Consider the following 12,948-nt stretch of genomic DNA (forward strand, 5'->3'; position numbering starts at 1 on the left):
TTTAAGGAATACAACATGGATATCAGCCAATTTTCGCAAATCAATCCGCCACAGCGTCTGTTGATGGGACCGGGCCCGATCAATGCCGATCCGCGCGTGCTGCGCGCCATGTCGAGCCAGCTGATCGGCCAGTACGATCCGGCGATGACGCACTACATGAACGAAGTGATGGCGCTGTACCGTGGCGTATTCCGCACTGAAAACCGCTGGACGATGCTGATCGACGGCACGTCACGCGCCGGTATCGAAGCGATCCTGCTGTCGGCGATCCGTCCGGGCGACAAAGTGCTGGTGCCGGTGTTTGGCCGTTTCGGTCATCTGCTGTGTGAAATTGCCCGCCGCTGCCGCGCGGAAGTGCACACCATTGAAGTGCCGTGGGGTGAAGTGTTTACGCCGGATCAGATCGAAGACGCGATCAAAAAAGTGCAGCCGCGCCTGCTGCTGACGGTGCAGGGCGATACGTCCACCACCATGCTGCAGCCGCTGGAAGCGTTGGGCGCGATTTGCCGGAAGTATGGCGTGCTGTTCTACACCGATGCCACCGCGTCGCTCGGCGGTAACGCGCTTGAAACCGATGCGTGGGGCCTGGATGCGGTCTCCGCCGGGATGCAGAAGTGCCTTGGCGGTCCATCCGGTACGTCGCCAATCACGCTGAGCCCGCAGATGGAAGCGGTGATCCGCAAGCGCAAATGCGTGGAAGAGGGCATCCGCACTGCCGATCATCAGGATGGTGACGACGAGATGATCTACTCCAACTATTTTGATCTCGGCATGATCATGGATTACTGGGGCCCGGAGCGCCTCAATCACCACACCGAAGCCACCACCGCGCTGTTTGGCGCGCGTGAATGTGCGCGTCTGATAATGGAAGAGGGATTAGATAACGGCATCGCGCGCCACAAGCTGCACGGCGATGCGCTGCTGAAAGGCATTCAGGGCATGGGCCTCGAAACCTTTGGCGATTTAAAAAACAAAATGAATAACGTGCTCGGCGTGGTGATCCCGCAGGGCGTGAATGGCGATCAGGTGCGCAAGCTGGTGCTGGAAGATTTCGGTATCGAAATCGGCACTTCGTTTGGTCCGCTGCATGGCAAAGTGTGGCGCATCGGCACCATGGGCTACAACGCGCGTAAAGATTGCGTGATGCAAACCCTGAGCGCGCTGGAAGCGGTGCTGAATCATGTTGGCTTCCGCACCACGCAAGGCGCGGGGATGCAGGCGGCGTGGGATCTTTACGGGAGCCGCGCATGAATAAAAGCCTGATGACCGCCAGCGAGGCGCAGATCGCCGCCGCTCGCGTCATGGCGCGCTGTGATGCGCTGGCTGAGATCAGCGAAAGCGAAGATGGCCTGACGCGCGTTTATCTGTCGCCGGAACAGCTGCGTGCTAGCGCGCGCGTCGGCGAATGGATGCAGGCCGCGGGCATGACGACGTGGCAGGATGCGGTGGGCAACATTTGCGGTCGCTACGAAGCGGCGCAGGCGGGCGCGCAGGCGCTGCTGCTCGGTTCGCACCTGGATACGGTGCGCAATGCCGGTCGCTACGACGGTATGCTCGGCGTGTTAAGCGCCATTGAAACCGTGCAGTGGCTGCACGATCGGCAGCAGCGTTTGCCGCTGGCGATTGAGATTGTCGGCTTCGGCGACGAAGAGGGCACGCGCTTCGGCATTACGCTGCTCGGCAGCCGTGGTATTACCGGCAGCTGGCCGGAAAGCTGGGTGACGCACCCGGATGGCAACGGCATCACCGTGGCGGAAGCGATGCAGGATGTCGGTTTCGATGCGGCGAAGATTCACGACGCGGCGCGTCAGGTCAATGACATTGCCGCCTATCTGGAACTGCATATCGAGCAAGGTCCGTGTCTTGAGCAGGAAGATTTGGCGCTTGGCGTGGTCACGGCGATCAACGGCGCGCGTCGTCTGAACTGCAGCTTTATCGGTGAAGCGGGTCACGCGGGCACTGTGCCGATGACGCATCGCAAAGATGCGCTGGCCGCTGCCGCTGAATGGATGGTGTTTATTGAGCACACCACGCAAGAGCACGATCCGCAGCTGGTGGCGACCGTCGGCACGCTGAGCTGCTTGCCGGGCGCGGTCAACGTCATCCCCGGTGAAGTGCAGCTGTCGCTCGACGTGCGCGGTCCGCAGGATGAGCCGCTGGAGCGTTTACTCTCCACGCTGCTGACGCAGGCGCAGGCGATTGCGCTGCGTCGCGGCTTAACCTTCAGCGCCAACGAGTATTACCACATTGCCGCTACCGCCTGTGATGCGCGGTTGCAGCAGGCGCTGAGCCACGCGGTAGAAACCGTGCAAGGGCGCAGCCTGTCGCTGCCGAGCGGCGCCGGACACGATGCAATTGCTATCGCCGAGCGCTGGCCGGTGGGCATGCTGTTTGTGCGCAACCATCGCGGCATCAGCCATCATCCGGCGGAATCGGTACAAACCGCTGATGTGGCGCTGGGCGTACAGGCGTATCTGCAAGCGGTTTGCGATATTGCGCGCTAAGGAATAAAGATGGATTTGGTCAACTTTAATCAGCTTTCACCTCAAGCTGCGCAGACGGCGATTGCGCACTGCGTGGCGATTCCCGCCTGGCAGCAGGCGCTGGTGGCGGCGCGACCTTTCGCCGACGTTGCGGCTTTACAGGCCGAAGCCGATCGTTTGGCGCAGTTGTGGCAAGCCGCTGATCTTGAGCAGGCGCTGAGTGCCCATCCACGCATTGGCGACAACGTGGCGGGCGCGGACAAAGAGGCCACGCTGTCGCGCAGTGAGCAGTCGGCGATGCAGCAGGCGGACGGCGCGCTGCAATTGTCGATGCTGGCGGGCAATCAAACCTATGAGCAGCGCTTTGGCCGGGTGTTTCTGATTCGTGCCAAAGGGCGCAGCGGCGAAGAGATGCTGGCGGAATTGCAGCGTCGGCTTAACAATGATGCAGCGAGTGAACAGCGTGAAGCGCTGGCGCAGCTGCGTGAAATTACCCTGTTGCGGCTAAAGGAGAGCATCACATGAGCACCATTACGACGCATATTCTCGATACCGCGCTGGGCAAACCGGCGATTGGCGTGGCGGTTTCGCTCGAGCAAAATAGCCCGGAAGGCTGGCTGCCGCTGGTGGAAGGCAACACCGACAGCGACGGACGCATTAAAGATCTGACGCCCGAACCGCTGGCGCCAGGTCATTACCGTTTGACGGCGGAAATTGGCGACTACTTTGCTGCCGAAGGGCGCGATGCGCTCTACGTGAGTGCGCAGATTGATTTCGTGATTGGCGCCACAGGCAGCCATTATCATCTGCCGTTTCTCATCTCGCCGTGGTCATGGTCGACTTATCGCGGCAGCTGATAATGTGCGCCACTTCACGCGCTGCGCTTGAAAGCCAGTAACTATCAAAACCTTCGGTTCATCCAAATATATTCCTGGCGCAAGTGCGGCTAATCTTAGTCGCATAGTAGAAAGCAATATGAAGCCAATGGAGCCGATAAACATGAGCACGTACGACAATAACGATAATGCAGCAGCCGCAGGCAAGTGCCCCTTTCATCACGGGGCGTCTGAAGAGAAGAGTGTTCTGGCGCGCGGCGCCGGTGGCGGGACATCCAACCGCGACTGGTGGCCCAATATGTTACGCGTCGATCTGTTAAACCAGCACTCCAACCGTTCCAACCCGCTTAGTGACACCTTCAACTACCGCGACGAATTCAGCAAACTGGATTACTCCGCGTTAAAAGCCGATATCCGCGCACTTCTCACCGATTCGCAATCCTGGTGGCCAGCCGACTGGGGCAGCTATATTGGGCTGTTCATTCGCATGGCGTGGCACAGCGCGGGTACTTATCGCACCATTGATGGTCGTGGCGGTTCAGGTCGCGGTCAGCAACGTTTTGCGCCGCTGAACTCATGGCCGGACAACGTCAGCCTCGATAAAGCGCGTCGCCTGTTGTGGCCGGTAAAACAGAAATATGGTCAAAAAATTTCCTGGGCCGATCTCTACATTCTGGCAGGTAACGTCTCGCTGGAAAACGCCGGCTTCCGCACCTTCGGCTTTGGTGCCGGTCGTGAAGACGTGTGGGAACCGGATATGGATGTGGATTGGGGCCATGAAACCGAATGGCTGGCGCATCGCCATCCAGAAGCGCTGGCCAATGCACCGTTGGGCGCCACCGAAATGGGCCTGATCTACGTCAACCCGGAAGGACCGGAAGCCAGCGGCGATCCAAAATCAGCGGCGCCGGCGATTCGTGCCACCTTCGGCAACATGGGCATGAACGATGAAGAGATCGTGGCGCTGATTGCTGGCGGTCATACCTTGGGTAAAACCCACGGCGCGGCAGAAGCCAGCCATGTTGGCGTTGACCCTGAAGAGTCACCGATTGAAGCGCAGGGCCTTGGCTGGACCAGCAGCTATGGCAGCGGCGTGGGTAAAGATGCCATCACTTCAGGTCTGGAAGTGGTGTGGACGCAAACTCCCACGCAGTGGAGCAACTACTTCTTCGAGAACCTGTTCAAATACGAATGGGTACAGACACGCAGCCCAGCGGGCGCCATCCAGTTCGAAGCGGTTGATGCCGAAGCGATTATCCCGGATCCGTTTGATCCAGAGAAAAAACGTAAACCGACTATGCTGGTGACCGATCTGACGCTGCGTTTCGATGAAGAGTTCGGCAAGATTTCGCGCCGCTTCCTCAACGATCCGCAGGCGTTCAACGAAGCCTTTGCCCGCGCCTGGTTCAAACTGACGCACCGCGATATGGGACCAAAAGCGCGTTACATCGGCCCGGAAGTGCCGAAGGAAGATCTGCTGTGGCAGGATCCATTACCGCAGGCGATTCATCAGCCAACGCCGGCTGATATCAGCGAGATTAAAGCGCGCATTGCGGCTTCAGGTCTGAGCGTCAGCCAGCTGGTTTCAGTGGCCTGGGCTTCAGCCTCCACCTTCCGTGGCGGTGACAAACGTGGCGGAGCCAACGGTGCGCGTCTGGCGTTAGCGCCGCAGAAAGATTGGGCGGTGAATGCCAGCGTAATCAATGATGTGCTGCCAATCCTGCAAAAGATTCAGCAGGAATCAGGCAAAGCATCGTTGGCCGATGTCATTGTGCTGGCAGGTAGCGTGGGTATCGAACTGGCCGCTTCAGCCGCTGGCGTGGCAACGCAAGTGCCGTTTACGCCGGGCCGGGTGGATGCGCGTCAGGATCAAACCGACGTTGAGTCGTTCAACTTCCTGCAGCCGTTGGCCGATGGTTTCCGTAACTATCGCCGCAGCGCCAAAGGTTCTTCAACCGAAACGCTGCTGCTGGATAAAGCCCAACAGCTGACGCTGAGCGCGCCAGAATTGACGGTGTTGCTCGGTGGCCTGCGCGTATTGGGCACCAACTTCGACGGCGGCCAGCACGGCGTATTCACCGATCGCGTTGGTGTGCTGAGCAATGATTTCTTTGTTAATCTGCTCGACATGCGTACCGCGTGGAAAGCCACCGATGAGAGCGAAGAGCTGTTTGAAGGTCGCGATCGTCTGAGCGGCGAAGTGAAGTTCACTGCGACACGTGCCGACTTAGTGTTTGGATCGAATGCTATCTTGCGCGCGCTGGCCGAGGTTTACGCCAGCAGCGATGCGAAGCAGAAGTTCGTGACCGACTTCGTTGCCGCATGGACAAAAGTGATGAATCTGGATCGCTTCGAGCTGTAAGCTTAAAAAGCCGCAGCGGATTTCTCTGCTGCGGCTTCCTCTTTTAATCTTCGCGAAATGCTTCGAAAGGCAGGTTAAAACGTTTAGCCAGCGCGGCTTTGTGTTTGTCTGTCAACGAACGTTCTCCTTTCAAAATTCGGTTTACATAAGAACGCTGACCAATTTCATTCACGAAGGATGACTGATTGAGATTATGTTGATCCATCAACACCCGCAGTAACGCGACACCGCCAGGTAATGCAGTGACACGCGCGTTGAACGCGGCAAATTCCGGCGCACTATCTTCATATTTCGCCACTTTATCGGTGAGCATTTCAATCAGCGGATGATCAGGTTGATGTTCAATCAGATACTCCACCAGTTCTAACGCCTGCTCATAATCAGCTTTCGCGTTACTTCCGCCCAGCAGCGGGACGGCTTTAATCAGATTGTTGCTGGCCTGGATGGCTTCGGCGATCATTCTTTGTTCTCCCGATAATGCTTTACCCATTTGTCATACTCGGCATGCGTTACAACGTGTTTAATGAAGATTCGTTGGGCTATAAAATCAGCAAAAAACATCACTCTGAGATTATTTCCACCCACGTTAATCACCCACCATTTCGCCCGGTATTTCATTCGGTCAAGACTTGGAAAAAAGGCTCTGAGCGCATCTGGATCGGCAAAATCGTTGCCATTTAAAGTTCGATAAGTTGCATCCAATGCTGCTGCATCATTTGGAAAACTCCGTGTCGCTTCTGTAAACACTTTCCTTGAGATAACATGCATCATTCCCTCGACATGTTCCAACATGGAAACATCGTAGCGCAACAATGCCATGTTTCCAAGCAGGAAACAAAATTTTAGCGGGTTTTTAAGAGAGGGGAAAATGTGCCGCGCAGCGTCCACGCGGCAAAGAGGTTACTTCAGCGTATACCCATCCGCATCACGCCAAGCCGGGAAGCGTTCGCGGTAGGCTTGCAGCTCCTCCAGCGAAAGCTCCGCATCAAGACGCGCACGCGCAAAGGGCTCTCCACTCGCCAGAATCTCACCCAGCGGTGAAATGATTCGACTGTCGCCACTGTATTGATGCTGATTGCCATCGCTGCCGACGCGGTTACAACCGGCGACATAAGCCTGGTTTTCAATTGCACGGGCTAACAGCAGCGATTGCCAGTGCAGCGCACGCGGAGCCGGCCAGTTGGCGACATACAGCGCCAAATCGTAATCGTTGTGGTTACGCGAAAAAACCGGGAAGCGCAGGTCGTAGCAAATTTGCGGCAGAATCCGCCAGCCGCGCCACTCAAATACTTCACGCGTTTCACCCGCCACATAGTGCTGATGTTCATTGGCCATGCGGAACAAGTGACGTTTATCGTACTGATGCAGCGTGCCGTCTGGCTCGACCAGCAAGAAGCGGTTCACCGCGCCTTTTTCCGTCTGGATTGCCGCGCTGCCGCCGACTAACGCATTGCTGGTTTGCGCGTGCGCGTGCAGCCACGCCACGACGTCATCCTGCGGCAGCGAACTTTCGGCAGCTTCCATAGCAAAACCGGTAGTGAACATTTCCGGCAGCAGAATGATGTCGCGGCCTGTAATGCCTTTCAGCACACCGTCGAAATGACGCAGGTTAGCCGCGCCATCCATCCAGCTCAGGGTTTCCTGCAGAACGGTAATTTTCAAAGTTGACATAAGCGCTCCGCAGCGGCGTCAAGCGTCGCTTCCTGTTTGGCAAAGCACAGGCGAATCAGCTTGTGCGGGAAAGGTTCGGCGCAGAACACCGACAGCGGAATCGCCGCCACGCCGACTTCCTTGGTCAGCAGCTGGCAGAAGCTCACGTCATCCAGATCGGAAATGGCGCTGTAATCGACCAGCAGGAAGTAAGTGCCTTCACACGGCAGCAGCTTGAAACGGCTGGCGGATAGCGCCTGGATAAAGCGATCGCGGCGCGCGCGGTAGAACTCCGGCAATTCGCGATAGTGCTCAGGCGCCTGACGCAGCATGTCGGCAATCGCCAGCTGTGCCGGCGTATTCACCGAGAAGGTCAGATATTGATGCACCTTGCGGATTTCAGCGCTGATCGCCGCCGGGGCAATGCAGTAACCCACTTTCCAGCCGGTCATGTGGAAGGTTTTACCAAAAGATGACACCGCGATGGATCGCTGACGTAGTTCAGCATGCGCTAACACGCTGGCGTGGCCCTCTTCAGTGAAACAGATGTGCTCATACACTTCGTCGCTCAGCACATAGATTTCCTGCTCCGCAATCGCCTGCCACAGCTCGGCATAATCGCTTTTGCGCCACACGGTGGCGGACGGATTATGCGGCGTGTTCAGGATCACTAAGCGGGTTTTGCTGCTCAGCAGGCCGCGGAATTCGCGCCAGTCAACGCGGAAACCCGGCGGCTGCAGGGCGATGCGTTTTAACACGCCGCCCGCCAATTGCACCGCAGGCGCGTAGCTGTCGTAGCTTGGGTCAAAGCAGATCACTTCATCACCTTGACGCACCAGCGCGGTGATCGCTGCGTACAACGCTTCTGTCGCGCCCGTCGTCACGGTGATATCGCTGTTGACGTCAGGCGTGTGGCCGTAAAGCGCGGCGGTTTTCTCAACAATCGCCTCACGCAGTGGCAGTACGCCGATCATCGGTGCATATTGGTTGGCGCCCTGACTCACGTGATGCGCCAGGCGCTCCTGCAAATAGCGCGGACCGTCAAAATCGGGGAAGCCTTGCGACAGGTTGATGGCGTTGTGCTGCTGAGCTAACGCACTCATTTGCGTAAAGATGGTGGTGCCGAGCGCCGGTAATTTGCTCTCGGGGATCAGGTTGTGCTGCGTCATTGTTTTGTGGCCTTAAGCGCGAATGTCGTTGCGGAGAAACCCTGTGTTGCTGCCACTATAAACAGGATGTTAACATTTGGCAATCGAGACGCTTAGACGTCTAAACTAACCTGCGGAGTCGGTATATCGCTATGACGGATTTTCTTCCACTGGAACATTTAGTGGCTGCCTGCCACTGGATTGGTGGCAAAGGCTGGGCACCTGCGACCGGCGGTAATATGTCGGTGCGGCAGGACGCGGAGTATTGTCTGCTGAGTGCGTCCGGCAAAGATAAAGGCAGCCTGACGCGCGATGATTTTATCCAGGTTGAAATTGCTACCAACGCTGTGCCATCGGGCCGCACGCCTTCGGCGGAGACCGGTCTGCATACCTTGATTTATCGCCTGTTTCCGCAGGCGGGTGCGGTGCTGCATACGCACACGGTCAACTCGACGGTGCTGTCGCGGGTGGAGAAGGGCGATGCGCTGCTGCTCAGTGGTTATGAGATGCAGAAAACGCTGGCCGGGCAGCAGACGCATCTGAACACCATCGCCATTCCCTTGTTCGATAACGATCAGGACATGACGGCGCTGGCGCAGCGCATTGAAGCTTTTGCCGCCGCTACGCCGCTGCAATATGGTTTTCTGCTGCGCGGCCACGGTTTGACCTGCTGGGGCAAGGACGTGAACGAAGCGCGTCGCCATCTGGAAGGTCTGGAATTTCTGTTTGAATGTGAACTGCAACGTCGCCTGCTGGAGGCCAAATGATCCGCGCCATTGTTACCGATATTGAAGGCACCACCAGCGATATCCAGTTTGTGCATCAGGTATTGTTTCCTTATGCGCGTCAGCATTTAGCGGCGTACGTGCGGGAAAATCATACCGATGAAAACGTCGCCGCCGCACTCAACGCGGTGCGTGCAGAGTCCGCTGCGCCTCAGGTCACGCTGGAGGAGCTGATTACCACACTCACGAATTATATCGATGAGGATCGCAAATCACCGGGCCTCAAAGCCCTGCAGGGCATGATTTGGCGCGCCGGCTACGTTGAAGGCCAGTTCACCGGCCACCTTTATCCCGACGTGCTGCCGGCTTTTGCGCGCTGGCAGCAGCAGGGGATTGGTCTATATGTTTATTCCTCGGGATCGGTGGCCGCGCAAAAACTGTTATTTGGCTACAGCGATGAAGGTGATTTAACCTCGCTGTTCAGCGGCTATTTTGATACCGGCGTCGGCGCGAAACGTGAAGCGCAATCGTATCGCAATATCGCCGAAAAAATCGGCCTTGCGCCTGCGTCATTGCTGTTCCTCTCGGATATTCATCAGGAGCTGGATGCGGCAGCGGATGCGGGCTGGCATACCGTGCAGTTAATTCGTGGCGCGGCGGATAACGCCAGTCGTCATCACCAGGTCAACGATTTTTCCCAGATTAAACCGGAGTCGATTTAACATGAGTGCATTGACCATTTTTACCGATACCGAAGCCCAGCAACCGGTGTGGCACAGCACCGATGCCGAGGCGATTCGCGAGCGTCTTAACGCGAAAAACGTGCGCTTTGAACGCTGGGAAGCCGATCGCGATTTGGGTGCGGATCCTGATGCAGAGACGGTGATTAACGCCTATCAACATGCGATTGATCGTCTGGTGGCCGAGAAGGGCTATCAGAGCTGGGATGTGCTGAGCATGCGTGCGGATAATCCGCAGAAAGAGGTGCTGCGCACCAAGTTCCTTAACGAACATACGCATAGCGAAGATGAAGTACGCTTCTTTGTTGAAGGTTCAGGGCTGTTCTGTCTGCATCTGGAGGGCGAGGTGTATCAGATTTTGTGTGAGAAGAATGATCTGATCTCGGTGCCCGCTGGCACGGCGCACTGGTTTGATATGGGTTCTGAGCCGCACTTTACCGCGATCCGCATTTTCGATAATCAGGAAGGCTGGGTCGCGAATTTCACCGGCGATAAGATTGCTGATGCGTATCCGCGTTTGGCGTGATTTTTTGCCCTCACCCCGGCCCTCTACCGCAAGCGGGCGAGGGAGAAAACCAAGCGTGCAGATTTGCTCGCTCGGTTCCCTCTCCCAGTTGTGGGAGAGGGTTAGGGTGAGGGGAAAATCGCGCCTATTTACGGCAAAAATATCCCTTCCTCTACCTGCGCAGGCGTTACCACACCCGTATCCAGCACCCAACCGCTAATCAACGCCGCTGGCGTCACATCAAAGGCCGGGTTATAGACTGCCGCACTTTCCGGTGCCCACTGCACGCTACCAAAACTGCCTGCAACGCCGGTCACTTCGCTGGCGGCGCGCTGCTCGATAGGGATGGCGTCGCCGTTTGGACATTGACGATCCAGCGTGGTGTGCGGTGCGGCGACGTAGAACGGAATACCGTGATAGTGCGCCAGCACGGCCAGGCTATAGGTGCCAATCTTGTTCGCGACATCACCATTCGCTGCGATACGATCCGCGCCGACCCAAATAGCATCGACCACGCCGCGCGCCATTAGACTGGCGGCCATCGAGTCGGTAATCAGCTGATAAGGAATGTTTAGCTCACCCAGCTCCCACGCGGTTAAACGGCCACCTTGCAGCAGCGGTCGCGTCTCATCCACCCAGACATTTTTCACCAAACCTTGCTGGTGGGCATAAGCGATAACGCCGAGCGCCGTGCCGACGCCCGCAGTCGCCAGCCCGCCGGTATTGCAGTGCGTCAGCAGCTGGCTGCCCGGTTTTACCAGCGTGCTGCCGGCGCGGGCGATGTTGTCACACAGTTGCTTATCTTCGGCCACCAGACGCAGCGCTTCGCGGCTCAGCGCCGTGACGAAATCACTCTCGGCCAACGCAGTTTTCATGCGATCAAGGTTATTCATCAGGTTCACCGCCGTTGGGCGCGCCGCGCGCAGCACCTCAAGCGCCGTCGCTAATTCCGTGCGCGCTGCGCCTTGCTCACCCAGCAGCGCCAGCAGCAGACTGGCTGAGAGGCCAATCAGCGGCGCACCGCGCACGCGCAAGGCATGAATATGTTCGACCAACTGCGTGACGCTGTGCGCGGGCAGCCAGTTTTGTTGTTGTGGCAGCGCCTGCTGGTCAAGGATCCATAATTGATTATCGCGGACCTCAAGGCTGGTGGTACGAAGTGTTTGCATGGTGTGAAATCCCTGTTGCGTTAATGCTGGCTATTGTGCCAACATGCGTAACGGATGTATAGACGTCTGAACGGCTTATTACTATCGATAATCGAGGAACAGGCAATGTCGCAATACCGTACGTTCAATGCTGCCGATGCTGTGGAATATGCTCAACAATTTGGCGGCGTGGACGATCCGTCAGCGCTGGTGAGCGCCGAGGAGATCGGGGATGGCAATCTCAACCTGGTGTTTAAAATTTTCGATAATCAAGGCCGCAGCCGCGTGGTGGTAAAACAGGCGCTGCCCTATGTGCGTTGTGTCGGTGAATCCTGGCCGCTCACGCTGGATCGTGCGCGTCTCGAAGCGCAGACGTTGATTGAGCACTACAAACATTGCCCGCAGCACACCGTCAACGTCACTCATTACGATGCCGAATTGGCGGTGATGGTGATGGAGGATCTCTCCAGTCATCGTATCTGGCGGAGCGAATTGGTGAAGGGTGCGTATTATCCGCAGGCCGGTCGTCAGGTTGGCGAATATCTAGCGCAGACGCTGTTCCATACCTCCGATTTCTTCCTGCATCCGCATAAGAAAAAAGCCGAAGTGGCGCGTTTCATTAATCCGGAAATGTGCGAAATCACCGAAGATTTATTCTTCAACGATCCGTTTATTGACCATGAGCGCAACAAATATCCTGCGGCACTGGAATCGCTGGTGGTCAGCCTGCGCAGCGACGATGCGCTAAAAATCGCCGTGGCCGGTCTCAAACACCGTTTCTTCGCCGATGCGGAAGCCTTGCTGCATGGCGATGTACACAGCGGTTCCATCTTTGTCGCCGATGGCAGCCTGAAAGTGATTGATGCGGAGTTTGGTTACTTTGGGCCGATAGGTTTTGATGTCGGCAGCGCGATTGGCAACTTGCTGATCAACTACTGCTGCCTGCCGGGCTTGCTGGCACCGCGTGAGGCGGCAGAAGGGCGAGAACGTCGTCTGAGTGACGTGCAGGATATTTGTAATCAGTTTGCCAGCCGCTTCCTGGAATTGGCGAAAGAGAAAACCCGCGATGTGGCGCTGGCCTATCCCGGTTACGCCGAATCTTTCCTGCGCAAAGTATGGCGCGATACCTTGGGTTATTGCGGTACCGAGTTGATCCGCCGCACGGTGGGAATGTCTCACGTTGCGGATTTCAAACAGATTGAAGATCAGACCATGCGCACCGAGTGTATTCGCAGCTGTATCACGCTGGGACGCACGCTGATTCTGGCTGCCGATCATGTTGCTGATGTGGATGCGCTGATTGCGCGGATTCGTCAGGCGGGTTAATGCTGGTGTCGGGAAATCAAGCAGG

General features: G+C 57.0%; 14 protein-coding genes. 9 read left to right on the plus strand and 5 right to left on the minus strand.

The features are described from left to right. Window positions 1-15: 15 nt before the first annotated feature. From FCN45_RS04105 to katG, 5 genes are all read left to right on the plus strand, one after another. Window positions 16-1,251, plus strand: a complete 1,236-nt coding sequence (locus tag FCN45_RS04105) for an alanine--glyoxylate aminotransferase family protein (protein ID WP_137385213.1) — start codon at window positions 16-18, stop codon at window positions 1,249-1,251. After that, the gene (gene hpxK / locus FCN45_RS04110; protein ID WP_137385214.1) at window positions 1,248-2,504 is read left to right on the plus strand and encodes an allantoate amidohydrolase; all 1,257 of its coding nucleotides are present in this window, start codon (window positions 1,248-1,250) and stop codon (window positions 2,502-2,504) included. The genes FCN45_RS04105 and hpxK overlap by 4 nt, the downstream gene beginning before the upstream one ends. Before the next feature lie 9 nt (window positions 2,505-2,513). Next, complete coding sequence (gene uraD, locus FCN45_RS04115; protein WP_137385215.1) at window positions 2,514-3,008, plus strand: 2-oxo-4-hydroxy-4-carboxy-5-ureidoimidazoline decarboxylase; 495 nt, start codon at window positions 2,514-2,516, stop codon at window positions 3,006-3,008. Next, window positions 3,005-3,340, plus strand: a complete 336-nt coding sequence (gene uraH / locus FCN45_RS04120; RefSeq protein ID WP_101762537.1) for a hydroxyisourate hydrolase — start codon at window positions 3,005-3,007, stop codon at window positions 3,338-3,340. Before uraD ends, uraH begins: the two co-directional genes overlap by 4 nt. Window positions 3,341-3,482: 142 nt before the next feature. Beyond that, window positions 3,483-5,681: a catalase/peroxidase HPI gene (gene katG, locus FCN45_RS04125; RefSeq protein WP_137385216.1), complete on the plus strand. Its 2,199-nt coding sequence runs from the start codon at window positions 3,483-3,485 to the stop codon at window positions 5,679-5,681. A 43-nt stretch (window positions 5,682-5,724) separates the two neighbouring features. Here katG and FCN45_RS04130 read toward each other — a convergent pair whose 3' ends face one another. The 4 genes from FCN45_RS04130 to FCN45_RS04145 form a co-directional block, all read right to left on the minus strand. Further along, complete coding sequence (locus FCN45_RS04130) at window positions 5,725-6,141, minus strand: type II toxin-antitoxin system HigA family antitoxin (RefSeq protein WP_137386846.1); 417 nt, start codon at window positions 6,139-6,141, stop codon at window positions 5,725-5,727. Further along, window positions 6,138-6,449 (minus strand): type II toxin-antitoxin system HigB family toxin, encoded by a 312-nt coding sequence (locus FCN45_RS04135; protein ID WP_101762563.1) that lies wholly within the window; start codon window positions 6,447-6,449, stop codon window positions 6,138-6,140. The genes FCN45_RS04130 and FCN45_RS04135 overlap by 4 nt, the downstream gene beginning before the upstream one ends. 132 nt (window positions 6,450-6,581) lie before the next feature. After that, window positions 6,582-7,352, minus strand: a complete 771-nt coding sequence (locus FCN45_RS04140; RefSeq protein ID WP_137385217.1) for an amidohydrolase — start codon at window positions 7,350-7,352, stop codon at window positions 6,582-6,584. Continuing rightward, complete coding sequence (locus tag FCN45_RS04145) at window positions 7,340-8,500, minus strand: pyridoxal phosphate-dependent aminotransferase (protein WP_101762533.1); 1,161 nt, start codon at window positions 8,498-8,500, stop codon at window positions 7,340-7,342. Before FCN45_RS04145 ends, FCN45_RS04140 begins: the two co-directional genes overlap by 13 nt. A gap of 131 nt (window positions 8,501-8,631) precedes the next feature. On the opposite strand from FCN45_RS04145, the gene FCN45_RS04150 reads away from it, so the two are divergent. The 3 genes from FCN45_RS04150 to FCN45_RS04160 are packed head-to-tail and all read left to right on the plus strand — an operon-like array spanning window position 8,632 to window position 10,470. After that, the gene (locus FCN45_RS04150; protein ID WP_101762532.1) at window positions 8,632-9,246 is read left to right on the plus strand and encodes a methylthioribulose 1-phosphate dehydratase; all 615 of its coding nucleotides are present in this window, start codon (window positions 8,632-8,634) and stop codon (window positions 9,244-9,246) included. Next, entirely contained in the window at window positions 9,243-9,926 is a 684-nt protein-coding gene (mtnC, locus tag FCN45_RS04155; RefSeq protein ID WP_137385218.1) for an acireductone synthase, read from the plus strand. Before FCN45_RS04150 ends, mtnC begins: the two co-directional genes overlap by 4 nt. Window position 9,927: 1 nt before the next feature. Next, window positions 9,928-10,470, plus strand: coding sequence for an acireductone dioxygenase (locus FCN45_RS04160; RefSeq protein ID WP_101762530.1), 543 nt, complete (start codon window positions 9,928-9,930; stop codon window positions 10,468-10,470). Between the two features lie 128 nt (window positions 10,471-10,598). On the opposite strand, the gene mtnA is transcribed toward FCN45_RS04160, so the two are convergent. Further along, window positions 10,599-11,618: an S-methyl-5-thioribose-1-phosphate isomerase gene (gene mtnA / locus FCN45_RS04165; RefSeq protein WP_137385219.1), complete on the minus strand. Its 1,020-nt coding sequence runs from the start codon at window positions 11,616-11,618 to the stop codon at window positions 10,599-10,601. A gap of 105 nt (window positions 11,619-11,723) precedes the next feature. On the opposite strand from mtnA, the gene mtnK reads away from it, so the two are divergent. Further along, window positions 11,724-12,923 carry an S-methyl-5-thioribose kinase gene (gene mtnK, locus FCN45_RS04170; RefSeq protein ID WP_137385220.1) on the plus strand — a complete coding sequence of 400 codons (1,200 nt, stop codon included), beginning with the start codon at window positions 11,724-11,726 and terminating at the stop codon, window positions 12,921-12,923. The last annotated feature ends 25 nt before the right edge of the window (window positions 12,924-12,948 follow it).

The organism is Pantoea sp. SO10, from assembly GCF_005281435.1.
Classification (GTDB): Bacteria; Pseudomonadota; Gammaproteobacteria; order Enterobacterales; family Enterobacteriaceae; genus Pantoea; species Pantoea leporis.

What these genes read in the sequence shown, in the direction of transcription:
- katG (WP_137385216.1), top strand. Translation starts at nt 3,483, where the DNA reads ATGAGCACGTACGACAATAACGATAATGCAGCAGCCGCAGGCAAGTGC.
- FCN45_RS04135 (WP_101762563.1), bottom strand. Translation starts at nt 6,449, where the DNA reads ATGCATGTTATCTCAAGGAAAGTGTTTACAGAAGCGACACGGAGTTTT.
- FCN45_RS04140 (WP_137385217.1), bottom strand. Translation starts at nt 7,352, where the DNA reads ATGTCAACTTTGAAAATTACCGTTCTGCAGGAAACCCTGAGCTGGATG.
- mtnA (WP_137385219.1), bottom strand. Translation starts at nt 11,618, where the DNA reads ATGCAAACACTTCGTACCACCAGCCTTGAGGTCCGCGATAATCAATTA.
- uraH (WP_101762537.1), top strand. Translation starts at nt 3,005, where the DNA reads ATGAGCACCATTACGACGCATATTCTCGATACCGCGCTGGGCAAACCG.
- hpxK (WP_137385214.1), top strand. Translation starts at nt 1,248, where the DNA reads ATGAATAAAAGCCTGATGACCGCCAGCGAGGCGCAGATCGCCGCCGCT.
- FCN45_RS04145 (WP_101762533.1), bottom strand. Translation starts at nt 8,500, where the DNA reads ATGACGCAGCACAACCTGATCCCCGAGAGCAAATTACCGGCGCTCGGC.
- FCN45_RS04130 (WP_137386846.1), bottom strand. Translation starts at nt 6,141, where the DNA reads ATGATCGCCGAAGCCATCCAGGCCAGCAACAATCTGATTAAAGCCGTC.
- FCN45_RS04150 (WP_101762532.1), top strand. Translation starts at nt 8,632, where the DNA reads ATGACGGATTTTCTTCCACTGGAACATTTAGTGGCTGCCTGCCACTGG.
- mtnK (WP_137385220.1), top strand. Translation starts at nt 11,724, where the DNA reads ATGTCGCAATACCGTACGTTCAATGCTGCCGATGCTGTGGAATATGCT.
- mtnC (WP_137385218.1), top strand. Translation starts at nt 9,243, where the DNA reads ATGATCCGCGCCATTGTTACCGATATTGAAGGCACCACCAGCGATATC.
- uraD (WP_137385215.1), top strand. Translation starts at nt 2,514, where the DNA reads ATGGATTTGGTCAACTTTAATCAGCTTTCACCTCAAGCTGCGCAGACG.
- FCN45_RS04160 (WP_101762530.1), top strand. Translation starts at nt 9,928, where the DNA reads ATGAGTGCATTGACCATTTTTACCGATACCGAAGCCCAGCAACCGGTG.
- FCN45_RS04105 (WP_137385213.1), top strand. Translation starts at nt 16, where the DNA reads ATGGATATCAGCCAATTTTCGCAAATCAATCCGCCACAGCGTCTGTTG.